The following is a 24131-nucleotide window of genomic DNA, read 5'->3' as shown; positions in this document are numbered from 1 at the left end:
GAGTCAGCCCCGGATCGCGGTGATCGCGACGGTGGCGTAGGGAGTGGTGAACCGGCCGCCCAGCCCGTCGATCGCCGCGCCGACCTCGGCGAGGATCGATTGGCGCACAGCGGGTTCGACCCAGGTGAGCGAGCCGAACGTCGGGAGCTGGTCCAGCCATTCGTCGCGGGTGTAGACCCGCTCCCAGTCGTGGCGGCTTCGCTCCGGCTCGCCGAATCCGCCTGCTTCGCGCAGCCCGTCGGCGACCTTCGTGATGAGGGGACCGTACGGGTCGGCAGGCTGTTTCGGCACGCTTTTGAGGTCGATGGGGGCATCCGGCACAAGTCGCCGGTACGCGTCCGTCAACGCGTCGGCGACCTCTTCCGGAGGTTCGGGCACGTGCCAGAAAGCGGCGAAGAGCCCGCCGGGCCGCAGTACTTCGGCGGCCTTGGCGGCGCCCGCCACCGGGTCGACCCAGTGCCAGGCCTGACCGGAGACGAGCAGGTCGAACCGGCGGCCGGCGGGAGCCCAGGTCTCGAACTTCGCGACCTCGACGTCGATCCCGCTCCGGCGGGCGAACTCGGCCATCCGCGCGTCCGGTTCGACGCCCAGCACGACGCAGCCCGCAGCCTGGAGCTGGCGCGCTTCGATCCCGGTGCCGATGCCGACGTCGAGGGTTTCGCGGCCGGGAGCGGCCGCGATGAGGTGGTCGATGAGTTCCGGGGGATAGGCGGGCCGGGTCCGGTCGTAGCGTTCGACGTCCACGCCGAACGATTCCGCGGCCTGGCGATACCGGTGAGGCTCTTGCCCCGAAGGTAGAGTGGGCATGCGCCCACCATAAGTGGGCACCTGCCCACTCGTCAACGCAAGGGAGCCGTATGCCGACCGGGGTAGCCCTGCGCGCCGTCCGCGCGCAGTTGTTCGACGCCGCTGAACGGGTCCTCCTGCGGGACGGGCCGAGCGGGCTCACCAGCCGTGCCGTGACCACGGAGGCGGACTGCGCGAAAGGCGTGCTGCACCGGCATTTCGACGACTTCGACGGATTCCTCGCCGAGTTCGTCCTGGACCGGATCGAGAAGCTCGACGAGAAGGGCCTTCGCGACGCCGCGGGGACCGGGACCGTCGTGGACAACCTCACGTCGGCGCTCACGGCGGTGTTCGAGTCGGTCGCGGTCGCGATCGTCCCGCTCGTGATCTTCCGCGACGAGCTTCGCGCCCGGTTACGCCGTGAATGGCCGGCAGGGGTCCCGGTGTTGACCCAGGCCGCCGTGATGATCGGCGGCTATCTCAAAGCGGAACGTGATCAGGGCAGGATCGCCGAGGGCGCCGACGTCGAGACGCTCGCGGCCACGCTCATCGGCGCCGCGCATCTGCTCTTCGCCGACCGCACCGCACCCGCGCCCGAGACGGCGCAGGTGCGGAAGGTGGTGGAAACGGTTATCGGGACATGAAAAAGGCGGCGAGTCCTCAGTGGACTCGCCGCCTTTTCCCGGTGGATCAGGCCTGCGCGGCGGTGACGGTGTGCCGCAGCAGCAGCGACGTGGTGACCGGGCCGACGCCGCCGGGGACCGGCGTGATCGAGCCCGCGATGCCCTCGACAGCGGCCTGGTCGACGTCGCCGACGAGCCCGCCCTCGGGCGTCGGGTTGGTGCCGACGTCGATCACCACGGCGCCGGGCTTGACGTGGTCCGCGCCGACGAAGTGCGCGCGGCCGACAGCCACGACCAGGACGTCCGCGGTCTTGGTGACGGCAGCGAGGTCCTTGGTGCGGGAGTGGCAGACGGTCACCGTGGCGTTCTCGCCGAGCAGCAGCAGCGCGGCGGGCTTGCCGACGACGGTCGAGCGGCCCACGACGGCGACCTGCGCGCCGGACAGGGCGACCTGCTCGCGCTTCAGGATCTCCAGCACCGCGGCGGCGGTGGCGGGCGCGTAGGTCGAGAGGCCCGCGGCGAGACGGCCGAGGCTGACCGGGTTGGCGCCGTCGACGTCCTTGCGCGGGTCGATGTGCGCGCCGACGTCGTCGAGCGTGACGCCTTCGGGCAGCGGGGTCTGGCAGATGATGCCGTGGACCGCCGGGTCCGCGGACAGCTTGTCGAGTTCGCGGGTGACGTCCTCGCCCGTCGGCTTCTCGAGCTGGACCACACGGCAGTCGACGCCGACCTTCTTCGCGGCACGCTCGATCGAGCGCACGTACCAGGCGGTGGCGTCGTCGTCGGTCGGCACGAGCACGGCCAGCGTCGGGGCGGTGCCCGATTCACGCAGCTTGGCGGCGGTCTCGGTGACCTCGGCGGTGATGGCGGCGGCGATCGCGCGCCCGTCGATCAAGGTCATCGGGCGAGCCTTTCGCGAACCTGGGCGATGAGGGCGTCGGCGCGCCCGGCGGCGGGGGTGTACTCGGTGAGACGGGCCTCGGTCTCCTTGCGGAGCTGCTCGTCGGACATCGACGCGAGGTTGACCTCGACGTTGACCACACCCGACTCGAGCGCCGACTTGGCGGAGGAGGCGGCGACGGCGATGTCGGAGATGACGTTGGTGTTGGCGCCTTCGAGGATCGAGGCGGCGACGTCGATGACCTCGGCGGCGAGGGCGGCGGTGCGCAGCGGGACCTCGGCGGCGCCGACCAGCGCGGCCTGGATCGCGGCCGTGCGGGCCTGCTTCTCCTCGTCGGTGGCCTTCGGGAGCTTGTACGCGGCGACCACCGCGTCGAACGCGGCGGCGTCGTCGGCGGCGAGGCCGAGCGCGCGGCCGCGGAGATCTTCGGCCTTGGCGAGAGCCTCGGTCATCGTCGCCTCGTGCTCGGCGTACTTCGGCTTGCCGATGGTCAGGTTGCACACCATGGAGACCAGGGCGGCACCGACCGCGGCGTTCATCGCGGCACCCGCACCACCACCGGGCGTCGAGGCCTTCGAAGCCAGCTCGTCGAGCCACTGACCGACCGGTTGAGCCTCCACGCGATGTTCCCTTCCCGCTGGTTTTGCCGTCGCGCCGAAGCCTACCCGGGGGTTCCCGGGCAGCCTGAAGGCCACCTTCGCGGCGATCAACGCCGGTGAAGGTGGCCTTCGGGCAGCGGGGGTCAGCCTCGCTGGTACTCCTCCCAAGTCACCTTCGGCGAGACGGCGGGGCCGTCGTCGGACCCGCGGCCGGCGAGGCCGTTGTAGCCGAGGTAGTAGTCACCGGCCTGGTGCTGCGCGCCGGACGAGAGGTCCGGATCGGACAGTGCGATGGCGTGGATGTGGTAGGCGAAGCCCTGGGCCGGAGTCCGGACCCAAGCCGCGAAGCCCACCTGACGGAGCTTCTTCGCGACGTCGGTCCGCGTGGCCGAGGACATGCCCTCGACGCCGATGTCGAGCGCGCCGCCACCGTCGTGCGTACCGGCCGAAGCGCCGACGCCCCCGGGGTTGTACGAGCCCTGCGTGATGGTGAGCTGCCTGCCGAGCACCCCCTCGGCCTTCACCAGCATCGCCTTGGTCCGGGTGTTCATCGTCTTGCCGTGATAGGTCAGACGGCTACCCGCCGCGACCGTCGCGGTGACGGTGTACCGGCCGTCGCCCAGCTTCTCGAGCGACGTCTTGCCCGGCAGGCCGGAGGCGTCGAGCCCGGTGTAGCCCAGCGACTTCTGGTAGCTCGAATACGCGGTGATCGTCGACGTCCCGAAATGGCCGTCGACGTACTGCTGGTCGAGCAATCCCTTGGCGGCCAGTGCCTGCTCCACCAGGAGCACACTGTCCTTCGCGCCCGGGGTCAAGGCGCTGTCGGCCCGGCGCGGGTCGATCTGCGCGGCCTTGAGCACCGCTTCCATGCTGGCCGCGGGCAACGCGGCCGCGGTCACTTCGGCATTGGCCGGTGCGGCCACGCCGAAGGTGAGCGCGGTCGCTGTCGCGACCACGGCAACCTTGGTCAACAATTCCTGCCTCCTGAACGAACTTCGTTTGTCCGGCCAGCATGAGCAGGGCGAATACAAGGGCCATACAAACGAACTTCGCTCGCATCCGCGTTGTCGCCCGGTCGGGTGTCGCTCCGGCGAAACCGGGGGTGACCTGATAAGACTTCCCGTGGACGCCGAAAGGTCGAGATCCCATGGTGCTTCGTACTTCGCCACCCTCCAGGGCTCATCTCAGACTGCTCGCGGAGGCGGACGCGGCGCCGCCGGCCCGGCGCCGGGAGTTGTACGCCGGGATCGCCGACCGCCGGCTGGCCGCGATCCTCGCCGCCGAAGACGTGGCGGAGGAGCACGGGCTGAGCGCGCACGTCCGGACGACCTGTTACGTCCACCGCTGCTGGGTGCATCAGTGCGTCTCCGATCCGATGCACGTCCTGATCGTCACCGGGCACCGGTGGTGCCGTCGCTGCGACCGCACTGTGGACGTCGAGGTCGACGAGACCTTCCCGGGATCGGTCGAGCTCTGCTGCGACGGCTGCGGCGTCCCGCCCGACTCGGCCGCGAACCGCGAGGTGCTCCTGGCCTGCCGGACCAGCCTCAGCGCCATGCACGGCGGGGAAGCTTCGACGCTGTACGTCGTCCCGGACTGCTGACAGGCACCCTTTCGCACCATCCGAGACCACCGAACGGCCGCGTCTTCGTCGTCCGAAAGGTGTAGTCAGTGGTTTGGACCACCACTGTTACCGAAGCGTGATCTGGACATATCTCGCGGACCGCTACTTTGTTGTGGCGCGCAACGAATTGCTTCGCCCGTGGATTTCCAACGCCGGAGGTGTCACGACGTGGATCGGATCTTTGTGCAGCCCAAACGGCGGAAGGGGGTCCGGGGTGTGCTCGCCCTCGGCCTCTCCGCACTCCTGATCGCCGCTGGTCTCGGCGGTGCCACCGCCGCGGCCGCCGACTACAGCCAGAGCGCCGCGTCCTTGAACGCGACCCAGGCGCAGTTCTCCTTCACGCCGGCGACGACCGCGCGGTACGTCGACATCCACTACACCGGCGTCCCGGGCGCGGGTCAGCAGAACGTCCGCATGACCGACAGCGGGGGCACGTGGCGGCACACCGTCGGTTCGCTCGCGGCGGGTACGGTGCTCGACTACTGGTTCACCTACGAGAAGAGTGGGCCGCAGTACGACACCCCGCACTTCGGCTACACCCATGGCGGCAGTGGGACGACGGTCGCTTCGCCGACGTTCGACCCGCCAGGCGGCAATTACCCGAGCGCTCGCTCGGTGACACTGTCTTCCGCGACCACGGGCGCGACCATCCGGTACACAGTGGACGGTTCCACGCCGACAGCGTCGTCCACCGTGTACACCGGGCCGATCACGGTCTCCGCGTCTTCGACGGTCTCCGCGATCGCGCTGAAGTCGGGCTCGGCGAACTCCGCCGTGGCGTCGGCGAGCTACACGATCGGCTCGACGCAGGCGACCTGCCCGGCTCAGGCCGAGGTCCCGGACTTCGGTCCCAACGTGCGGATCTTCGACCCTGGCATGTCGGCGTCGTCGATCCAGGCGAAGCTCGACGCGGACTTCAACGCGCAGAAGGACACCCTGACCGCGCAGTTCACCGAACGCCGGTACGCGCACCTGTTCAAGCCCGGTGTGTACAACGGGATCCACGACGATGTCGGCTACTACACCTCTGTCGCGGGTCTCGGGCAGAACCCGGGTGACGTCGTCATCAACGGTGACATCACCGTCGACGCGTTCAATGAGTCGGACAAGGGTGTGGCGCTGCAGAACTTCTGGCGCTCGACGGAGAACCTGGCCGTGGTGCCGAGCAGTGGCGCGACCCGCTGGGCCGTCGCGCAGGCCGCGCCGTTCCGCCGGATGGACATCCGCGGCGGGCTGAACCTCTTCCCGGCCAGCTACGGCTTCGCCAGCGGCGGGTACACCGCGGACAGCAAGGTCTCGGGCAAGACCGCGTCGATCTCGCAGCAGCAGTGGTACTCCCGCGACAGCAGTTACGGCAGCTGGGAGGGCGGCGTCTGGAACATGGTGTTCTCCGGGACGAACGGCGCCCCGGCGAACACGTTCCCGAACCCGCCGGAGACGACGCTCGGCACCACGCCGGTCTCCCGCGACGTCCCGTACCTCTACTTGGACGGCTCCGGTAAGTATCGCGTGTTCCAGCCTTCGTTGCGCACCAACGCTTCCGGGCCGAGCTGGGCCAACGGCGGCACCCAGGGCACCTCGCTGCCGATGAGCCAGTTCTACGTCGTCAAGGCGGGGGACACGGCGTCGTCGATCAACACCGCCCTTTCCCAGGGCTGCAACCTGTTCTTCACCCCTGGCGTCTACCACCTCAACCAGACGCTGAACGTGACCAAGGCCAACACGGTCGTCCTCGGCGTCGGATACCCGACTTTGGTGCCGGACAACGGTGCGGACGCGATGAAGATCGCCGACGTGGACGGAGTCCGGCTGAAGGGGCTGCTGTTCGACGCCGGAACCACCAACTCGCAGTCGCTGCTCACGGTCGGCCCGGCGGGCTCGACGGCGAACCACTCGGCCAACCCGACGACGCTGCAGGACGTGTTCTTCCGGATCGGCGGCCAGCTCGCGGGGAAGGCGACGAACAGCCTGATCGTCAACAGCCGGGACACGATCATCGACCACATCTGGGCCTGGCGGGCCGACCACGGCAACGCGGGCACCTACGGCTGGACGGTCAACACCGGCGACACGGGCGTGGTCGTCAACGGCGACAACGTGCTGGCGACCGGCCTGTTCGTCGAGCACTACCAGAAGTACCAGGTGATCTGGAACGGTCAGAACGGCAAGACGATCTTCTTCCAGAACGAGATCCCGTACGACGTCCCGGATCAGGCGGGCTGGAAGAGTCCGAACGGGCTGAACGGTTACGCCGCCTACAAGGTGGGGGACAACGTGACCACGCACGAGGCGTGGGGCCTGGGCAGCTACTGCTTCTTCAACGACAACCCGGCGGTGAACCTCTATCACGCGTTCGAGGTGCCGAACCGCTCGGGCGTCCGGTTCCACAACCTGGTGACGGTTTCGCTGAACTACAAGGGGACCATCACCCACGTGATCAACGACGCGGGGGCGGTGACGCCGCCGGACACGCGGCCGAGCAACCTGGTGAGCTATCCGTAGCGGCCGGTAACTGAAGGGGACTTTCCCCGCATGACATGCGGGGAAAGTCCCCTTCAGTTCCTTCTGTATAACGACCTATACCGCCCGGCAGTCGGCGCGCCGCGCGGTTAGGCTCGAGACCATGATCAGCAACGATGCCGCCGAGGTCGTCGGTGACCTGCGCGAACTCTTCCGGTCCGGCGTCACGAAACCGGTGGCCTGGCGGCGGGCGCAGCTCACCGGCTTGCGGGCGCTCCTGTCGGAACAGTCTGAGGTGTTCCTCAAGGCGCTCTACGCCGACCTGCGCAAGAACGCCGTCGAGGCCAAGCGCGCGGAGATCGCGCTCGTGCGCAACGAGATCGACCACACGCTGGAGAACCTCGACTCCTGGCTGACCCCGGAGCCCGCCGGCATCCCGCAACCCCTGCGGCCGGGCGACGGTCGTGTCGTGCGCGAGCCGCTCGGGGTCGCGTTGATCATCGGGCCGTGGAACTACCCGCTGCAGCTGGTGCTCGCGCCGCTGGTCGGGGCCCTGGCGGCGGGCAACTGCGCGGTCGTGAAGCCGAGCGAGCTGTCCCCGAACACTTCGGCCGCGATCGCCGAACACCTGCCGCGGTACGTCGAAGGCGTCAGTGTCGTCGAAGGGGCGATCCCGGAGACGACGGCGCTGCTGGAGCAGAAGTTCGACACGATCTTCTACACCGGGAACGGGACGGTCGGCCGGATCGTCATGACCGCGGCGGCGAAGCACCTCACCCCGGTCACCCTCGAACTGGGCGGGAAGAGCCCGGCGATCGTCGAGCCGGGCGCGGACCTCGCCGTGACCGCGCAGCGGCTCGCTTACGGCAAGTTCGCCAACGCGGGCCAGACCTGCGTCGCGCCCGACTACGTCCTCGCGATCGGCGACACCGGCCCGAAACTGGCGGAGCACCTGGCCGAGACCGTCGAAGGGATGTTCGGCGCGGACCCGGCCACCAGCGACTCCTACGGCCGGATCATCTCGACCCGGCACTACGACCGGCTCTCCGCCCTGCTGGACAACGGGACCGCGGTCGTCGGCGGCAAGGGTGACCGCGACGAGAAGTACATCGCCCCCACCGTGCTCACCGGCGTCTCCCCGGACGCCCCGGTGATGAAGGACGAGATCTTCGGCCCGATCCTGCCGATCATCGAGGTCCCTGACGTCGACGCCGCGCTGGCGTTCGTCAACGAACGCGACAAGCCCCTGGCGTTGTACGCCTTCACCGAATCGGACGAAACGAAGCGCAGGATCGAGACGGAGACGTCGTCCGGCGGGCTGGTCTTCGGGGCGGCGATCATCCACCTCGCGGCCCCCGAGCTGCCATTCGGCGGGGTGGGGGAGAGCGGGATGGGCCGCTACCACGGCCGCTATTCGATCGACAACTTCAGCCACGTGAAGGCAGTGCTGGACAAACCCCTCGCGTAGCTCGCAAGCGTTGGAAACGCGCGAAGGTACCGGCCTGTTCGCCGGGCTCGAAGGCGTGACTCGCGTGATCAGACGCCGAACTCGCGTGATCAGAGACGGAACTCGCGTGATCAGAAGCCGCACACACGAGTGCGGCATCCAGTCACGCGAGTTCCGTCTCCAATCACGTGAGTTCCGTCTGTAATCACGCGAGTTACGTGCCGGATCCTGTTCGGCCAGAACCCGAATCGCCACTCACGACCCGCGAGGCCGACGCGGAGCTGGTGGAGGCGGGACCGTCTTCGCCAGGACGATGTCCGCCAGCCGGATCGTCGCGAGACCGCGTTTGGTCTCCACCGTGCATTCCGCGTCGTCACGGGAGCGCAGGTAGCCGAGCGCGTCGGTGAAGCCGCCCTCGATCCGGTACCGCACGACGACCCGCGTGCCGACAGGGACGCCCGGGAGGGTCACCGGTTCAGGTGCGCGGTGAGCTCGTCGTCGCTCGGTTCGACCAGGTGGGTGCCGTCCGGCCAGACGATGGTCGGGATCCGCCGCGCACCGTTCTGAAGCGCTCGCACGGTCTCTTCGGCGCCGGTGTCCGCTTCGACGTCGAGGTAGGCGTACTCGACGCCCTTCGCGTCCAGCAAGGCACGGCTGCGTTTGACGTCGGGGCACCAGCCGGCGCCGTACACGGTGAGGTCGCTCATGGATCACAGCATGCCAGGTCGCGGTCCGGCGGCGTGTTCGGCGAGGGCCGAACGGTCGGCCAGCCCGGTCTTGGCGAGCAGGCTCGCGACGTGCTTCTCGACCGTCCTGGGGGAGATGTGCAGCCGGGCGCCGATGTCCTTGTTGCCCATGCGCTCGGCGAGCAGCACCAGCACCTCGTACTCGCGCACGGTGACACCGGCGGCGCGCAGGGCACCGGGGACCCTGTCGACACCGGCGCGGCGCTGCCGGACGGGCGCGCCGAGCTTGCGGAGCAGGCTCCGGCAGGCGGCGGCGACCGCCTGGAGGTCTCTGCCGTGGAAGTACTCCTCGGCCTCTTTGAGCCAGCCCGCCGGGTCGCCCCAGCCGTCGGCGGCGGCCGGTTCGGCGATCAGCCGGAGCCCGAGGTGCCTGGCCAGCGGATACGGCGCCGACGTCTCCAGCGCGGCGGCCACGGCTCGTCCGGCCTCCGCCGTCTCGCCTCGCCTGCCGTGCTCGACGGCGTGCGCGAACTCGACGAACTGCCGGTTCCACCGCATCCCGCTCACGGCGGAGCCCGGCTCGGGGCAGGCGGCCCCGCCGAGCGTGTCGAGAAGTGTCCTGAGTCCGTGCTGGCCGGCGAGGTGGAACCGGCTCGGCCGCCGGTCTTCCAGCGCGATCACCTGATCGAGTTCGCGGCGGGCCCGGTCGGCGTCTTCTTCGAGCAGGGAGCAGAAGACCCGTGCCAGCCCGATGCTCAGCACCATCTCCTGCGCGTTCTCGCCGCCGCTCTCCCGGAAGTCCCCGAGCGCCTGTTCCATCGCCGGGCGGTCCGCCCGGTGCCCGGCCGACATCGCCCTGGTCATATGCGCGTACTGCAGCAACGCGGTCAACCGGAGCCTGCCGAGCACGGCGAGGTTCTCCTCCAGCAACGCGTGCGCTGTCTCGAACTCGCAGCGCAGGATCGCGTGCATGGTGCGCACGGAGTCGACAGCGCAGTGCAGCGTGATGGACCCGGTCCGCTGGGCGTCGGCGCGGGCGAGCAGCAGGGTCTGCTCGTCACCGTTCATCAGCACGCGATGCCCGCCGAGCCGCACCAGCGCCTGGGTGCGGAGGTGGTGCAGGTGGTTGTCCTCGGCGGTCCGCCGCGCGAGCTGCATGTAGCGCTCCGACTCGCTGAGGTCCCTCGACAGCGCGAGCATGCCGAGCACCTGAAGCGCCTGGCACACGACGAACGGCTGTTCGGTCTCCTCGGCCACTTTCCACGCCTGACGCGCGAGCCGTTCCGCCGTCCCCGTCCGGCCTGGGACGTCAAGCCAAAGGTTCGCTTCGACGGCGTCGAGCGCGGCCTGCTGAGCGGGCGAGATCTCCGAACCCAGGGGAGCGCGGGCGCGTTCGATCTGGCCGAGGCATTCGTCGTGCCGTCCGGCGATATAGGCGGCCCAGGCCAGCTGGGTGTGCAGTTTGGCGGCCCGTTCGAGGGTCCCGATCTCGCCGAAGCCGTCGGAGAGTTCGACGGCGCGGTCGAACTGCCCGGTCTGCCCGAGCGCGTACAACAGCGTCTCCAGCACCTCGGCCCGATCACCCGCGTCGGCTCCGGCGAGCAGGTCGACGGCTTTGGTGAGCATCGTGACCGCCGAGTCCGCGGCACCGGCGTCGAGGGCACGGCGCCCGGTCTCCGCGAACATGCGGCCCGCCGCCCGCTCGTCCAGCGCGGTCAACCGGAGCGATGCGACGAGCGCGCACAGATCGCCCGGCAGTCCCGGGTAGAGCTTCTCGACGACGTCGGCCGCCTGGCGGGCGAGTGTCGCTTTCCGTGCCGGTGCCTGGCGCGCCAGCAACGCCTCCGCTGTCAGCGGGTGCCGGAAGGCGTACCAGCCGGGCGTCGTCTCGTCGGTGGTCACCAGGTTCGCCGAGACCGCGGCGCTCAGGTGGTTGTGCAGGGTCCGGTCGTTCGTTCCGGTGACCGTCTGCACCACCGACAGCGGGAAACGGCGGCCGATGATCGCGGCCACCGACAGCAGTTCGCCCGCCTGCTCGCCGAGCTGTTCCATGCGGACACCGATACTGGTGACCAGCGCGGCGGGCACCCGGGCACGGAGTTCGCCGATCACCCGCCAGCCGTCCCGGCCCTCGACCAGCAGACCGTCGTTCACCATGCCGTGGAGCAGTTCCTCGACGATGAACGGCAGGCCGGCGCTGTTGCGCCACAACAGTTCCGCGGCGGGCGCGGGCAGGTGTCCCGGCTCGGTCTCCAGGCAGGCCGCGGCGAGGGCGCGGGTATCGGAGAGGCCGAGCCTGTCGAGTTCGAGGACGGCGCAGCTCATCCGCTGGGCACCGGAGGTCGCGAGGCGGAGGGCGTCGGAAGGCTCGTTGCGGAGTGTGCCGACGAACAGCGTCTGCGCCGCGGCCAGGTTGTCGACGAGGTATTCGAGGATGAACAGCGTCTCGGCGTCGGCGTCCTGGAGATCGTCGAGGACCAGGAGCGCGCCGCGATCGCGGCTGGTGACGGCCAGCAGCCGGAACACCGCTTCGGCGAGCACCATCAGGGAGCCCGATTCCCGTGGCCGGTCGCCTTGGCTCCAGTCGGGGATGAGCTGGGCGAGCACGGGGACGAAGGGGTCGAGTTCGGCCGCTTCGGGCGGTCCGCCGCCACGGAAGTACGACAACAGTGCCTGGGTCAGCGGCCGGAACGGGACCAGCGGGCCGATCGAACTGGCCCGGCCCTGCAGGACGGGGATGTCCGCGGTCACGGCTCGTGAAGCGGCTTCGATCGCGAGCCGGGACTTGCCGATGCCCCCTTCGCCCACGAGAAAGATCGCGCCGCCGCGACCCGCGATGGCGCGATCAAGGGCTCCGGAGAGCTCGTCCAGTTCGGCGTCGCGGCCGATCACCCGCGACGAACGGATTCCCACCGCCGTGACTATAGCGAGCGGAATCCCCTGTCACGGGAAAGCCGATCACGAAGGCGGGCGGCGCGTGCCCGCCTCCGTGGGCCTGTCTCAGATCCAGCCGCCGGTGAAGACGCTGACGACGGACGGCGATCCGGGGTCGCCGGACAGGGTGGCGAGCGGGTTGGCGCTCAGCCGCGGCTTGCTGCCCGCCAGCGCGTGGTTGCGCGAGCCGACCTCGAGGGCGCGCGGCAGGTTCACGGCGCCGAGGGCGTCTTCGGTGGCGGGCAGATCTCTTTCGTACATTCGGTTCTTCTCCTCATACTCGGTTTACCGGCGGAATGACGGTGGCCGCGGGATGCGGCCGGTCGGGGCGGAGCAGGAGCGCGGACGGGACCCGGTCGCCGAAGCCCAGCCGCAGCAGGCCGTAGCCGATGCCCGCCAGGCCGCTCAGCAGCCCGGGCGCGGGGACCGCGCCGGGAGTCCCGCAGCGGGCACCGCGCTGGTCGATGGCGGCGAGCAGATGACCGGTCCGGCGACGCACCGCGCCGGCGGCGCCAGTGTGCCCGTTCTCGGCCAGCACGCACAACACTTCCAAGACTCCGGACTCGCCGTGACACAGGCTGAGATCCTTCAAGGGCGCACCGTCGGACAACCGCTTGATCGTCCTGTCGAGCTGGAGGGCGTGGGTGGGATCGGGCAGGTGGGCGGCCTGGCCGAGAGCGTCGCCCGCGAGGCCCTCGCACCAGCCGCCGGTATTTTTCGCCCGATAGTCCGCCTTTCCGGGCGCTTCTTCGCCGGTCCGGTCGTGTGCCCGCAGGACCCAGTCGATCCCGGCGGAACCGCGTGCGAAGCCCGTCCCTTGTGGACGTTCGCGGTCGAGCAGCTGCCCGGCGTAGCGGTCCGCCTTCGCCAGCGCCGCCTCCAATCCGGTTTGGACATAGACCGAACGCATCGAGGCGACACCGCCCGCCAGTCCCGTCGTGAACCCGGACGGTGTCGCGGGCGTGGCGTCGGGCATCAGGTCGACGGCCTGTTCGATCAGGTCCCCCGCGGGAAGTCCGACCAGCGTGCTGAGCCGGGCGATCGTGTAAGCGACGCCGCCGAGTCCGAGAAGCCCGCCGCAGCCGGCGGTGGCGGCCAGCTCGCGATCGGCCCGGAGGGTGGCGAAGAGGCCGGGGAGCGGGCTGATCGCGTACGCGGCCAGATCGCGGTAGCGCGCGATCCCGGTCAGCTCGGCGAGCTGGGCGAGGAACAGGGCGACACCGCAGTAGCCCTCGCCGAGTCCCGCGCCCATCGGCAGCACGGTCCAGTAGCGGTCGTCGACGAGTTCGATCCCGAGCCAGTTGGAGCGGCGCTCGTCGGAGAAGGCGTTGGCGACGATGTGATCGGCGATCCCGCACGCGGTGACCAGCAGCCGCTCCGCGTCGGGCGCCTGATTCGGCACGGCGGTTTCTGCGGTCTCGACGCCGCTGTGCTGCCCGGTGGACGCCGTGCTGATGGCGAGGGTGGCCGAGATCAGCCACTCCTGGTCACGCTGGTCGAGCGGATCCATGTCGGCGACCTTCGCCAGCACGGTGTCCAGCGAAGGCCGGTCGACAACGCCTTCGACACCGTCACCGCGTGAATCCAGCAGCGACGTCGAGCCGGGGTTCGAGGTGAACATCGGTACGTCGCCCGCCCACAGGTCGGCCCGTTCGTGCGGTACGAGCCGCAGCAGCTTGTCCTCGCCCGCGGAGTCCTCTTCGAGCAGGTCGAACGCGCGGTCGCGATCGGCGGCGTCGCGCAGGAGGTCGGGATGGGTGGTCTCGTCGAGCAGGCGGAAATAGAAGTTGGTCGGCCGGATGAGCACCCGGATGGGGTCGTCGGCGCAGCGCCGGAGGTGCTCGGCGAGTTCGTCCCGTGCGGTGGAGATCGCGTCGTAACCGTGCCGGAAACCGGCCAGCAGTGCGGCGCTGTGCTCGGCGGGGGTGACGTCGCGGCCGTCGAGGCGGGGGAGGTTGTTCCCGCCCGCGAGTTCGCCGGGCACCCGGACCAGCCGCATCCTGTCGGTGCCGGGATCGGCCCAGTCGACCCGGTCGGTGGGCAGCTTGCCGCCGCGGCCGGCGAGTCCGGAGATGTCGACGGCGCCGTGCTCCCCGGCGAAAAGCTGGGGGAGCAGCAGCGTGCGCTGGACCGATCGCGCCAGCATCGCCGCCGCGGGGTCGCCCTCCGGCGGGTCGGGCGGCGACGGCTGGAACAGCGTCTCGATGTCGATCAGCACCGGCTGGTCGCCGCAGGCGATGATGTTCTCGTAGTGGACGTCGGTGGCGTCGAGCGCGTGCAGGAGCGCCAGGAGGATGCCCTGGCGACGGTAGAAGCGGTCGACGTCGGCGATGTCGGCGCACGGCCGGTGCTCGACGAACCGGAGCCAGCCGTATCCGTCGCGCGGCAGTGCGTCGGCGGTCCGCAGTTCGAGGCCGGGCAGCCGCTTGTTCAGCAGGCCGACGACGTCGGTGAACCGCTCGTGCAGGATCAGCGGGCGGGGTTTGTAGATCACCTTGGCGCCGCTGGAGAAGCGGAGGAGCTTGACCGACCGTCCTCGTGCGTGCGAGTCGCCGATCCCGCCCGCCACCTCGACGAGCGTGCCGAGTTCGCCGTCCACGACCGAGCCGGGCAGTGCGGCTGAGTCGGCGGCGAACCGGGCCAGCATTTCGGCGTGTGCCTCAGCGGCGTGCAGACAGGCTTGGGCGAGGATCCGGGCCAGGACCGGGTACTCGCTGAACAGCCGGACGAGCCCGGCCGGGGTGGATTGGCGGCGCGCGAAGTCGGAGAAGCGCGCTTCGGAGGTCTCGCCTTCGAGAGTCCCGGCCTTGCGGGCGCGGTGGAGTTCGAGGACCAGCGTGCGGACCGAGAGTTTGAGCAGATGCTGGTCGAGCTGAGCCGCGAAACCCTGACGGAGGGCTTCGACGTCGGCATCGGCGAGGTCGTCGGGGACCGCTGTACGGGAGGCGGCTTCGACGAACGACCTGAAGACCCCGGCGAACTCGACACGCCAGTCACCGACTGGGGGGCGCTTCGGCAGAAGCGTGGTGACAGCGTGTTCGGCGAAGTCCGCCCACACGGGCTTGTCCACCTTCGGTTCGCGCGGGGTCCGGCCGTGCACCCACCAGTCCGACGGCAGGGACGTCGCCGATGTCTGGGGCGTCACGGCGGTAATGCTTCCAGTTCGGCCCGACCCGCACATGGGGGCGACACCCCCACATTCAGCGCACGCACGAAGATGCCCGGAGAGTGACGACAGGGGAGGGCCGCACCGGAATATGGGGTCCCGGTACCCATGCGCGGGGACCGGTCCCGGGGTGACCATGGTCGGGTGGCGCGGAACTCGCGGTGATCGCAGAGGGAGCACCGCGGTGTCGGGCGCGGGCCGGTTTCTGGGGGTCCGGCCCGCGCCGCGATCCGCCGCGGATATCGGGATGACGGGGGAGGTGGCCGGTGGGCCGGGCGGGGGTGCGGTGACCGGACGGCTGATCCACACCGGACAGGTCGTGCTGGACCTGGTCATGCGGGTTCCCGGACTGCCGGTGGCCGGCGGCGACGTCATGGCGTCCTCGATGGACTTCCTGCCGGGCGGCGGGTTCAACGTGATGGCGGCTGCCGCCAGGGCGGGCGCGGACGTCCTCTACGCCGGCCTGCACGGCACTGGCGGCTTCGCCGACGTCGCTCGGGCGGCGATGGCGGCCGAGGGCATCGCGCTCGCGCACGCGCCGTCCGCCGAGGGAGGCACCGGGATCGTGGTGGCGCTGGTGCAGGACGACGGCGAGCGCTCGTTCATCACCGGACCCGGCGCCGAAGGCCGGATGCCGCCCGGTCTGCTCGATGCCATCACGCCGACGGACGAGGACGTCGTGTACGTCACCGGGTACAGCCTGCTTCACGAGACGAACGCGAAAGCGCTCCTCGAATGGCTGCCGCGTACGGGCGAGGCCACCGTGCTGTTCGATCCCGGACCGCTCGCCGGGAAGATCCCCGCCGCCGTGCTCGCCGGGGTGCTGGCGCACGTGGACATCATGAGCTGCAGCGCCGGGGAAGCGAAGATCCTGGCGGACGGGCACGTCGAGGTGCTCATCGTCCGCGAGGGACCCGCCGGATGCCGGGTCGTCTCCGGCGGCCGCAGCGTCACCGTGCCCGGTTTCCCGGTGGCCACCGTGGACACCAACGGGGCGGGAGACGCGCACTGCGGGGTACTCGCCGCCGAACTGATGGCCGGGACCGGACTGCTCGAAGCCGCGCGCCGGGCGAACGCCGCCGCCGCGATCGCGGTGACCAGGCACGGTCCGGCCACGTCTCCCGTCAGGGCCGAATTGGACGCCTTTCTCGGGTGAGTCCGCATCACCCGAGTCGTCGCCTTTCGGCCGGAGGCGCCGAGGCTTCGACTTGGCGGTGCAAGCGCGCGAGTACCGATCTCTTGCAGGGCTTGCCGTGCCGCAAGACCCCGCCCGCCCGCGCATAGGGGTGGAGGAAGTCCCGGTTCAAGGCACCGAACCGGTCGAGCGGCTCTTCGAGCTGGGCCCAGTCGCGTTTGATGACGACGGTGTCACCCGGCTCCAGCCGCAGGGGGAGGATCTTGTCGACGTCGATGTCGAATCCGCTGAACCGGTTGGCGCGGCGGCCTCCCAGCCGGAAGCCCGCTTCGTCGACGGTCGTGCCGAGCCGTCCGCGGTTCGTGACGGCGACGTGGACGGTGGTCGTGGCCGGGGCCGTACCGAGGGTGTGGACCGAAAACCCGCAGACCACGTGGACACGGGCTCCGGACCTCGCCCAGGAGAGCACCTGCCAGCCCAAGGACGACACGGACACGATCAGCGCCAGCCAGGCGACCACAGCGGTCATCGGTAAAGGAGATCAGGTCGTCTTCCGCGCTTCAAGGTCGCCTGTGGGCTGGGACATCATCCGGAGCCGTCGCGTGGTTCCTCGGGCATGATCGACTCATGCGCGTCCTGTCGGAGAGTCAGCTCGGTTCCGTTCTGGCGGGCGTTCCCGCGTCGCGGCCGCGGGTGGTGGTGAGCGGGAACTTCGCCACGCCGATGCGGGCCCTGAAGGTGCTGGACACGGCGCTGGCGGAGTACCGGTTGTTCGCGTTGAACGCGCAGGCCGGAATGCCGGACCGCCCTGGCGTGCTGCTGGAGACGCCGTTCGTGGGCGCGGGAATGCGCGGGCGTGCGGGGCTGCGCTACTTCCCGTCCCGGCTGTCCCTGGTGCCGCAGCTGCTCAAGCACTCGCTGCCGCCGGACGTCGTCCTGCTGCACACCTCGGTTCCGGTGGACGGCGTGGTGTCGCTGGGCACGGAGGTGAACATCCTGCCCGCGGCCGTCGAGGCGGTGCGGGCCCGCGGGGGCCTGGTCGTCGCGCAGCTCAACTCCGAGATGCCGTTCACCTACGGCGACGGCGTGGTGCCTGTCGACGAGATCGACTACGCGATCGAGGCGACGGAGCCACTCCTGTCGCCGGTCCCTCGGCCGGTGGGGGACACGGCGCGGACCATCGGCGAGCGGGTGGCCGGGTTGGTGGAGGACGGCGCGACCCTGCAGCTGGGCATCGGCGGGATCCCGGACGCGACCCTGGCGGCGGTGACCGGACGGCGCGGACTCGCGATCTGGTCGGAGATGTTCAGCGACGGCGTGCTCGCGCTCGATCGTGCCGGAGCCCTCGATCCGGCGGAACCGGTGACGGCGTCGTTCGTGTTCGGCAGTGCCGAGCTGTACCGCTGGCTCGACCGCAATCCGCGGATTCGCCTGTTGCGCACGGAAAAGACGAACGATCCGGCCGTGATCGCCCGGCAGCGCGGGCTCGTCTCGGTGAACAGCGCGCTTGAGGTGGATCTGTTCGCGCAGGCCAACGCGAGCCGGGTGCGAGGAGCGATCTACTCGGGATTCGGCGGTCAGACCGACTTCGTGGTCGGGGCGCTGCACTCACCCGGTGGCCGGGCGATCATCGCGCTGCCGTCCTGGCATCCGAAGGCCGACGTTTCGACGGTCGTGCCCCGGCTGGCCGGACCGGTGACGTCGTTCCAGCACAGTTTCCTGGTCAGTGAGCACGGCGTCGCGACCATCTGGGGCAACGACACGAACGAGCAAGCGCGGCAGATCGTCGGCCACGTCGCGCATCCGGCGGCCCGGGAAGAACTCGTGACGCGGGGCAAGGAGCTGGGGTTCGCGCTTTAGCAGCGAATTCGGCCCCGAGATACCGGAACCCGGTAAAGGGACACGGTCGTGTCCCTTTACCGGGTCGCAAACACGGAGGGACCGACCCGCGCCAACAGACCGGCCCCCGTCAAACCCTGTGCCTAGAGCGTCAGACCAGCCAGCCGAGCACGTGAGCCAGGTGCGCGAGCAGACCCGAGATCAGGTCGTGGCCGTGGTGCACGTGCTGGGTGAACATCTGCATTGAGGGGCTCCTTGTTCGGATTTCGTGTTCGGTTGTTGCTCTCGCGAGGAGCGATCGAAGATTTTCACCGGGTTGGCAGCCTGTCAAAAAACGATTTCCCGGGTCGGCGCCGAGTCGTGAATCTTCCCACGATAAACACGTAAGGCTTTCGTGTTTTGTGCGAGGGGTGGGTTCACTGAGCGGTGACACTGTGGGTAGCGAGCCGGGGTGAGCCGATGTGGACGTCAAGCCTCCACTACGGCAAGTGGGCGGGGGAGTGACACGAAACGGTGATCCATTTGCCACGAATGGTGATTCGGCGAGAATCACCGATACGGGTGACAAAGACAGGGGCTGGAGCGGCTCGCTCAACAAGGGAGCGGGTTCTCGCCGAGTATCCGGACGCCGTTCGCCGAGGATCGTTTCACCGCATCAAAACCCTTGGTGAGCATGGTTCGCTCGTAGGCGTCGACGACTTCCACGATCGGGACGCCCGCAGCTGCTTCGGTCAGTGCCGTGGAAAGTGCCGCCGCGTCGCGCAGCGCCATGTTCGCCCCGGCACCCGCCGCCGGGCTCATCGCGTGGACGGCGTCACCGAGCAGGGTGACGTGCGAGCTCGCCCACGGCGAGACGGGGACGCTGCTGCGGACCGTGATCGGATAGAGGGTCGAGGCGTCCCATCCGCTGACGACGCGGCGCAGCAGCGGATGCCAACCGGCGATCTGCTCGAGAACGACTTCGCGCAGCCGCCCGCCGGATGCCGCGAGCAGTTCGTGGTCGGTCAGGCCCAGCGAGTCGCGCCGCCGCCCGAACATGACCGCGAGACTGTCCGATTCGGGTTCCAGGGTCAAACCGGGGGCGAGCCGGGCCGCGGCCGCGTTCGGGCGCTCCCGGTACTCGACCGGGGCGATCCCGAGGAAACGCTGTCCCGGGCCGGTGATCGTGGTGAAGACGCTGAACATCTCGGCCGGTAGCTCGCTGCGCAGTCGCGGCGTCAGGGGAACTCGGCCGTAGATCAAACGCGCGCCGGAGTCGGCCACCCGGGCATGGGGAAGCCGCTGCCGCCGGATCGCCGACCCGATCCCGTCCGCGGCGACCAGCACCGTGCCCTGCGCGGTGCCGCCGTCTTCGAAGAAGGCCGTGACACCGTCCCCGGTGGCCTCGTAGCCGACACACCGCCTGCGGAACTCGACGACCTCGTCCAGGCCGTCCAGGAGTATCCGTCGCACCACACGCCGGTCGATCACGACGTGCGCGGGCATGATGTCGTCAAAGTCCGGATCCCCGGGCAATGCGAACACGGCTGTCGGGCGCAGGTGCTCGTCGAAGCCGCTCACGCGTGCCGCCGGACGGCCCGCCAGTGCCCCGATCAGGGCGAACAGGTTCGCCGGCAGGCAGGCGGCGAGCGCCCGCCGACCGTTCTCGTCGATGTGGAGACGATGCCCCTGCGCCCGTGCCACCGGAGAGGCATCGCGCTCATAGACGGCGACGCTGATCCCCGCGCGGCGCAAGCCCTGCGCCAGGCAGAGCCCGCCGAGACCAGCGCCGATCACGATCACATGCAGGCCGGCAGGGACGGCAGGGGCCAAACGTGCTGAAAAGGGTGCCAAGACAGACCTCGCCGGAGTCGAAACGCCACTCCCACCTCCCTGCCGCGGCGCGGCGGGGAACCAATCAGCGAGGCCAAAGCCCTTGAGGGCTCAGCGAGCCCTCCGGTGAGGAGATATGGGCACTGTAGCAGTTTCGTACGCCGGGTCGAATTTCGTCCACTTAGGACAATGAGAGTTGACGTCCTCGGCTACGCGACCGCCGATCCTCGGATGGCGATGCCCGGGAAATGCCTACCTCAGCCGCCGATCCGCGATGAGGGGTGGATGGGTGCACCGGATTCGTAGAGTTCCAGGGGGAGCGCGCTGACCGAGTGGCTCTTGGGGTCGAGGTAGCGGCAGGAAATGCCGGGTACGTGGATCCACTTGCCGGCGATCGACGATCCGGACGGCCGTCGCCGGGTGGAGCCGAATTCGAAGCGCACGTGCTCGGGCATGTCGCAGGCCTCGTACTCGGTGCTGTTCTGGTGCCGCAGCACCGTTTCGACCCGGTCGCGGACGATCGGCCCGGCGGTGAGGTCCGCGGTGTAGGAGATGGTGCCCTGTTCGGTGCGGCCGTCAGTCAGTCCGTTGCCCCGGAATTTGATGTCGCGCAGTACGTAGTCGTAACTTTCGCCGAGGTAGGTGACCGTGCAGGTCACCGAGGTGGTGCGGCCGGGGTTGATGGCGGGGCAGGACGAGCGCGCCGCGGGGTCGACGTGGTTGGCGAAGTCGGTCACTTTTTGCAGCGCTTCCCAGGCGATCCGCTCTCGCAGGGGTGCGGAGTCCGCGGGTTTGGGCGGCAAACCGCTCAGGTCCGGCTCGGGGTAGTCCGCCGGGATCGTGCCGCGGCGCAGCGACGAAAGGTCGACCGTCGGCGTCGTGCTCGTGGGAGCTGTGCTCGCCGGGGACGATGACGGGGGAGCGGAAGTCGGGGGAGCGGTGGGGCTGCTGCATCCGGCAGCGAACAGGAGCAGCGCTGCTCCTGCCGAGAATCGGGCACCTGTCGTGCGTGTCGGCCGTGGCAGGTCGGCGGTGGCTTTCGCGCCAGCACGAATCACGCCGGTCATCTCCGATCCAAGCAATTCGACGACCAGGTCGCCCGGCCAGTTCGAGAATGAAACTAGCACGGGAAACAGTCGTCGCGGCAGCGTGAAAAATACCGTTTCCGGTTGGTGGTCTCCGTGTCGCTCGACGCCTGAAACGGCAGTAGGTTCGGCGGGGAGAAATTCGTCCAGGTCGTCGGTTCCGTTGTCAGGAAAAGACTTTCTGATCGTCGCGGGCAGGCGGGTAGTGCGTTTCCCTAAGCGCGCCAGCATGCGCCGGTGTTGTCGGTGGCTTTCAGGAGTTCGTCCGGGTGTGGTGTGGCGGGCCAGATTCGGATCAGGTGTTGTTCGACCGGGTCGTCGGGTCCGCGGTCTTCGCCGGCGTCGCGGTTGCGTACTGAACCCCGGACGCGGAAGTTGTTGTCCGGGGCCGGTGGCAGGGTGGTGGGGATGTCGTCATCGATGTCGGCTTCGGATCCGCAGACCGCGACCTGGCGGGTGGGCCAGGTGACGGATACTTCGGCTACGTCGTCCCAGGAGGTGAGGTCTGGTTCCGGTGTGCTGTCCCAGATCTCGGTGGTGACGGTGATGTCGCCGAGGTGGACGCCACAAGTGACCGCGACGAATCCGGGCGCCACTGCGAGAAGTCCCGTGGCGTCGGGGTTGGGGAGGGCGCCGACAATGTAAAGGGGGCTGTGCGGGTCGTCGCGGTCTCCGAGGAAGAAGCCGTTGTCCTCGATGAAGATGGTGCCTGTGGAGTGGTGGAGCATTGTGGGAGGCATCGGTCTCCAGTCCGGTTTACGGGAACGTGCCCGAGCGGAAACCGTACCCATACGGCACGGCGAGAAGACTTCAGTGCCGTGACAGACGGTCTGTCGCGTCGAGCGCCACGGGTAGCTTGGTCGTATGGGGAAATCGCCGTACCAGGATCTGGTCGATGCAGGTGGTCTCAAGGCCGTGCTCCAGGCCGCCTGCCCTGACTGTGACATCGAGATGGCGGAAGCTCGGGGCGCCTTCGGCGGCTTCGTGGCCACGGTAAGCAAAAGCGACCGTGCCGTGTACGTCATACCGCTCCGTGACAAGCGCCTGTTCCACATGCGGCACAAACTGCGGTCGACGTACCTGAGCTGGCTGACCACGACCGATTTGGCCGAGGTCACCGGACCTGCCGCGACCTGGCTCGGTGGCGCCACGGCGCGGGAGATGGCGGTCGCGTGGCCGTTCGCCGATTTCGTCGACGTCGCCGACGCGTACGAGAGCGGCGACAGGATCGAGCTCATGTGGCAGTTGTTCCGCGCGCACGACCGGTTCGACCTGGGCGCGTTCGTCGAGGCGGCGATGCGGGAGCCTCGGCTTCGGCGGATGTACCCGTTCACCTCGATACTCTGGATGTCGTTCCGGCCGACCTCGGACGAGTACTGGGTGCCCGGGCCATGGGTGCACTCGGTTGGCGACGGACGGTTCACGGTCGTCGCCGACCGGCGTGTGGAACCCGAGGTCACGTACGACGCCGCAGAGGCGGTCCGGGTGTGTGTGGCCGAGATGGACCGCCTCGGCATGCCGTCGCTCGACGCGCTTGGCGCCGGACAGTCTTCCAGTCCGTCAGCAGAAGACTTCGTTTAGCAGCTTGAGGAACGCCGGGTTGGCGTCGCCCTCGGTCGGCGCGCTCGTGATCGAGAGCTCCAGCCGTTTCTTGGTGTCCGGCGTCGTCAGCAGCTGCGAGGAGTAGCCGGGGATGCCGCCGCCGTGGCCCCACACTTTGGTGCCGCACGGCAAGGTCTGCACCTGCAGGCCGAGGCCGTACTCGGGGCTGACCGCGGTGGTCTTGCTGATCTCCTGCTGCTGCGCGGGCTTGAGCAGCCTGCCGCTGGCCAAAGCCACACCGAACGTGTCCAGGTCACGGGTCGTGGAGATGATCTCACCGGCGGCCCAGGCGACCGACGGGTTGATGCGGGTGATGTCGTTCGGCTTGCCCCCCACGGTTACATAGCCGTGCGCGTGGGGGCCCCGGATGTCGACGTTGTCGCCGGGAACCTCGGTGCCGTCGAGGTGCAACGGCTTCAGGATCCGGTGCTCGACAGCCTTCTCGTACGGCCTGCCGGTCAGGTTCTCCACCAGCAGACCCGCGACCACGTAGTTGGTGTTGGAGTAGCTCCACCGGGTGCCGGGATCGAAGTCGAGCGGCTTGTCGGTGGAGATCTTGAGCATCTCCTGAGGTGTCCAGTGCTTGTAGCGGATCTGCTCGAACTTGTCCGGGTCGAGCGGCAACGCGTTGGTGTAGTTGTAGAGGCCGCTGGTGTGCTGCATGACCTGACGCACCGTGATGCGGCCGTCGATCAGACCGGGCAGGTAGCGGACGACCGGCGCGTCCAGGTCGAGCTTGCCTTCGCCCGAGAGTTGCAGCAGGACAGTCGACACGAACGTCTTGGTGATGCTGCCGATGCGGAACCGGCCGTTCTCCGGGACCGGGCGGTTCGAACCCAGTTCCGCCTTGCCGGAGCGTGCGGTGAACCGTTGGTGGCCATCGGCCACCCTGGCTTGCACGCCGAGCGCTCCGCCGCTCGCGGTGATCTGGTCGAGTGCCTCCTGCACGACCTTGCGGTCGGCGCTGGTGTCGGCGAGCGCGGTGCCGGTGGTGGCGATCAGTCCGGCCGCGGTGAGTGCGGCCACGAGTCGAATCCTCAGCAAGGGCCGCGAGAATCTTCTTCGCATGATTAGAAAATCTCCCCTCAAAGCCCGAAAGTTCTCCCCAGGCGGCGGTTTGCCGCCAGTTCAGCCGACGCCAGTCCGCTGATCACCATCCACGTTACCGGAAAATCGCCACCACCCGAGCAGGGCAGAAAACGCTGAATCGAACGATCCATCCGGCACCCTCGCCTTCATGGTCGCCACGGGAACGACCAGTCTCGGCATCGCCGGAGTCCTCGCCGCCCTGTACCCGGCCGTCACCGTCCTGCTCGCCGCCGGCGTACTCGGAGAGCGGATCGGCGCCGCACAACGAACGGGCATCGGTATCTGCACGCTCGCGGTGGCCACCCTTGCTCTCGGCTGAGGCACGCCACCATTCACGACAGGA

The 24131-nt window shown here is 69.2% G+C and carries 22 protein-coding genes; 8 read left to right on the top strand and 14 right to left on the bottom strand.

Annotated features, from left to right (window positions below; translation table 11 throughout):
- Positions 1-3: 3 nt before the first annotated feature.
- The gene (locus ACZ6YV_RS21585) at positions 4-744 is read right to left on the bottom strand and encodes a class I SAM-dependent methyltransferase (protein ID WP_465511330.1); all 741 of its coding nucleotides are present in this window, start codon (positions 742-744) and stop codon (positions 4-6) included.
- A 113-nt stretch (positions 745-857) separates the two neighbouring features.
- On the opposite strand from ACZ6YV_RS21585, the gene ACZ6YV_RS21580 reads away from it, so the two are divergent.
- Positions 858-1430: a TetR/AcrR family transcriptional regulator gene (locus ACZ6YV_RS21580; RefSeq protein WP_465511313.1), complete on the top strand. Its 573-nt coding sequence runs from the start codon at positions 858-860 to the stop codon at positions 1428-1430.
- A gap of 46 nt (positions 1431-1476) precedes the next feature.
- Here the strand turns inward: ACZ6YV_RS21580 and ACZ6YV_RS21575 are convergent, their stop codons facing one another.
- From ACZ6YV_RS21575 to ACZ6YV_RS21565, 3 genes are all read right to left on the bottom strand, one after another.
- Positions 1477-2310, bottom strand: a complete 834-nt coding sequence (locus tag ACZ6YV_RS21575) for a bifunctional 5,10-methylenetetrahydrofolate dehydrogenase/5,10-methenyltetrahydrofolate cyclohydrolase (RefSeq protein WP_465511312.1) — start codon at positions 2308-2310, stop codon at positions 1477-1479.
- Positions 2307-2930, bottom strand: coding sequence for a cyclodeaminase/cyclohydrolase family protein (locus ACZ6YV_RS21570; protein WP_465511311.1), 624 nt, complete (start codon positions 2928-2930; stop codon positions 2307-2309). The genes ACZ6YV_RS21575 and ACZ6YV_RS21570 overlap by 4 nt, the downstream gene beginning before the upstream one ends.
- 122 nt (positions 2931-3052) lie before the next feature.
- On the bottom strand, positions 3053-3883 hold the full coding sequence (locus tag ACZ6YV_RS21565; RefSeq protein ID WP_465511310.1) for a peptidoglycan-binding domain-containing protein: 831 nt from the start codon (positions 3881-3883) through the stop codon (positions 3053-3055).
- A 173-nt stretch (positions 3884-4056) separates the two neighbouring features.
- Here ACZ6YV_RS21565 and ACZ6YV_RS21560 point away from each other — a divergent pair, with 173 nt between their 5' ends.
- The 3 genes from ACZ6YV_RS21560 (at position 4057) to ACZ6YV_RS21550 (ending at position 8461) form a co-directional block, all read left to right on the top strand.
- On the top strand, positions 4057-4512 hold the full coding sequence (locus tag ACZ6YV_RS21560; RefSeq protein WP_465511309.1) for a hypothetical protein: 456 nt from the start codon (positions 4057-4059) through the stop codon (positions 4510-4512).
- A gap of 189 nt (positions 4513-4701) precedes the next feature.
- Positions 4702-7035, top strand: coding sequence for a chitobiase/beta-hexosaminidase C-terminal domain-containing protein (locus ACZ6YV_RS21555; RefSeq protein WP_465511308.1), 2334 nt, complete (start codon positions 4702-4704; stop codon positions 7033-7035).
- A gap of 121 nt (positions 7036-7156) precedes the next feature.
- Positions 7157-8461 (top strand): aldehyde dehydrogenase family protein, encoded by a 1305-nt coding sequence (locus tag ACZ6YV_RS21550; RefSeq protein ID WP_465511307.1) that lies wholly within the window; start codon positions 7157-7159, stop codon positions 8459-8461.
- 234 nt (positions 8462-8695) lie between these two features.
- Here ACZ6YV_RS21550 and ACZ6YV_RS21545 read toward each other — a convergent pair whose 3' ends face one another.
- From ACZ6YV_RS21545 to ACZ6YV_RS21525, 5 genes are all read right to left on the bottom strand, one after another.
- The gene (locus ACZ6YV_RS21545) at positions 8696-8911 is read right to left on the bottom strand and encodes a putative acetyltransferase (RefSeq protein ID WP_465511306.1); all 216 of its coding nucleotides are present in this window, start codon (positions 8909-8911) and stop codon (positions 8696-8698) included.
- Positions 8908-9147 (bottom strand): glutaredoxin family protein, encoded by a 240-nt coding sequence (locus ACZ6YV_RS21540; RefSeq protein WP_465511305.1) that lies wholly within the window; start codon positions 9145-9147, stop codon positions 8908-8910. Before ACZ6YV_RS21540 ends, ACZ6YV_RS21545 begins: the two co-directional genes overlap by 4 nt.
- Positions 9148-9150: 3 nt before the next feature.
- On the bottom strand, positions 9151-12039 hold the full coding sequence (locus ACZ6YV_RS21535) for an ATP-binding protein (protein ID WP_465511304.1): 2889 nt from the start codon (positions 12037-12039) through the stop codon (positions 9151-9153).
- 87 nt (positions 12040-12126) lie between these two features.
- Positions 12127-12321, bottom strand: a complete 195-nt coding sequence (locus ACZ6YV_RS21530; protein WP_093935228.1) for a hypothetical protein — start codon at positions 12319-12321, stop codon at positions 12127-12129.
- A 13-nt stretch (positions 12322-12334) separates the two neighbouring features.
- Positions 12335-15205: a type 2 lanthipeptide synthetase LanM family protein gene (locus tag ACZ6YV_RS21525; protein WP_465511303.1), complete on the bottom strand. Its 2871-nt coding sequence runs from the start codon at positions 15203-15205 to the stop codon at positions 12335-12337.
- 307 nt (positions 15206-15512) lie between these two features.
- Here ACZ6YV_RS21525 and ACZ6YV_RS21520 point away from each other — a divergent pair, with 307 nt between their 5' ends.
- The gene (locus ACZ6YV_RS21520; protein WP_465511329.1) at positions 15513-16382 is read left to right on the top strand and encodes a PfkB family carbohydrate kinase; all 870 of its coding nucleotides are present in this window, start codon (positions 15513-15515) and stop codon (positions 16380-16382) included.
- Positions 16383-16389: 7 nt separating this feature from the next.
- Here the strand turns inward: ACZ6YV_RS21520 and ACZ6YV_RS21515 are convergent, their stop codons facing one another.
- Entirely contained in the window at positions 16390-16890 is a 501-nt protein-coding gene (locus ACZ6YV_RS21515) for a hypothetical protein (protein ID WP_465511302.1), read from the bottom strand.
- 98 nt (positions 16891-16988) lie between these two features.
- Here ACZ6YV_RS21515 and ACZ6YV_RS21510 point away from each other — a divergent pair, with 98 nt between their 5' ends.
- Positions 16989-18221, top strand: coding sequence for an acetyl-CoA hydrolase/transferase family protein (locus ACZ6YV_RS21510; protein ID WP_465511301.1), 1233 nt, complete (start codon positions 16989-16991; stop codon positions 18219-18221).
- A 570-nt stretch (positions 18222-18791) separates the two neighbouring features.
- On the opposite strand, the gene ACZ6YV_RS21505 is transcribed toward ACZ6YV_RS21510, so the two are convergent.
- The 3 genes from ACZ6YV_RS21505 to ACZ6YV_RS21495 form a co-directional block, all read right to left on the bottom strand.
- Complete coding sequence (locus ACZ6YV_RS21505; protein WP_465511300.1) at positions 18792-19976, bottom strand: FAD-dependent oxidoreductase; 1185 nt, start codon at positions 19974-19976, stop codon at positions 18792-18794.
- 293 nt (positions 19977-20269) lie between these two features.
- Positions 20270-21328: a hypothetical protein gene (locus ACZ6YV_RS21500; protein ID WP_465511299.1), complete on the bottom strand. Its 1059-nt coding sequence runs from the start codon at positions 21326-21328 to the stop codon at positions 20270-20272.
- Complete coding sequence (locus ACZ6YV_RS21495) at positions 21313-21837, bottom strand: hypothetical protein (RefSeq protein WP_465511298.1); 525 nt, start codon at positions 21835-21837, stop codon at positions 21313-21315. Before ACZ6YV_RS21495 ends, ACZ6YV_RS21500 begins: the two co-directional genes overlap by 16 nt.
- Before the next feature lie 124 nt (positions 21838-21961).
- On the opposite strand from ACZ6YV_RS21495, the gene ACZ6YV_RS21490 reads away from it, so the two are divergent.
- Positions 21962-22678: a DUF6193 family natural product biosynthesis protein gene (locus ACZ6YV_RS21490; protein ID WP_465511297.1), complete on the top strand. Its 717-nt coding sequence runs from the start codon at positions 21962-21964 to the stop codon at positions 22676-22678.
- Here ACZ6YV_RS21490 and ACZ6YV_RS21485 read toward each other — a convergent pair.
- Positions 22658-23767: a serine hydrolase domain-containing protein gene (locus ACZ6YV_RS21485; RefSeq protein WP_465511296.1), complete on the bottom strand. Its 1110-nt coding sequence runs from the start codon at positions 23765-23767 to the stop codon at positions 22658-22660. The two genes, ACZ6YV_RS21490 and ACZ6YV_RS21485, sit on opposite strands and share 21 nt — an antisense overlap.
- Positions 23768-23936: 169 nt before the next feature.
- Between ACZ6YV_RS21485 and ACZ6YV_RS21480 the strand changes: the two genes are divergently transcribed.
- The gene (locus ACZ6YV_RS21480; RefSeq protein ID WP_465511295.1) at positions 23937-24107 is read left to right on the top strand and encodes a hypothetical protein; all 171 of its coding nucleotides are present in this window, start codon (positions 23937-23939) and stop codon (positions 24105-24107) included.
- Positions 24108-24131 lie beyond the last annotated feature (24 nt).

The sequence above is a fragment of the Amycolatopsis sp. NPDC102522 genome, assembly GCF_055584485.1.
Note: the sequence above shows the minus strand (reverse complement) of the source record. Positions and strands in the feature narration are given on the sequence as shown.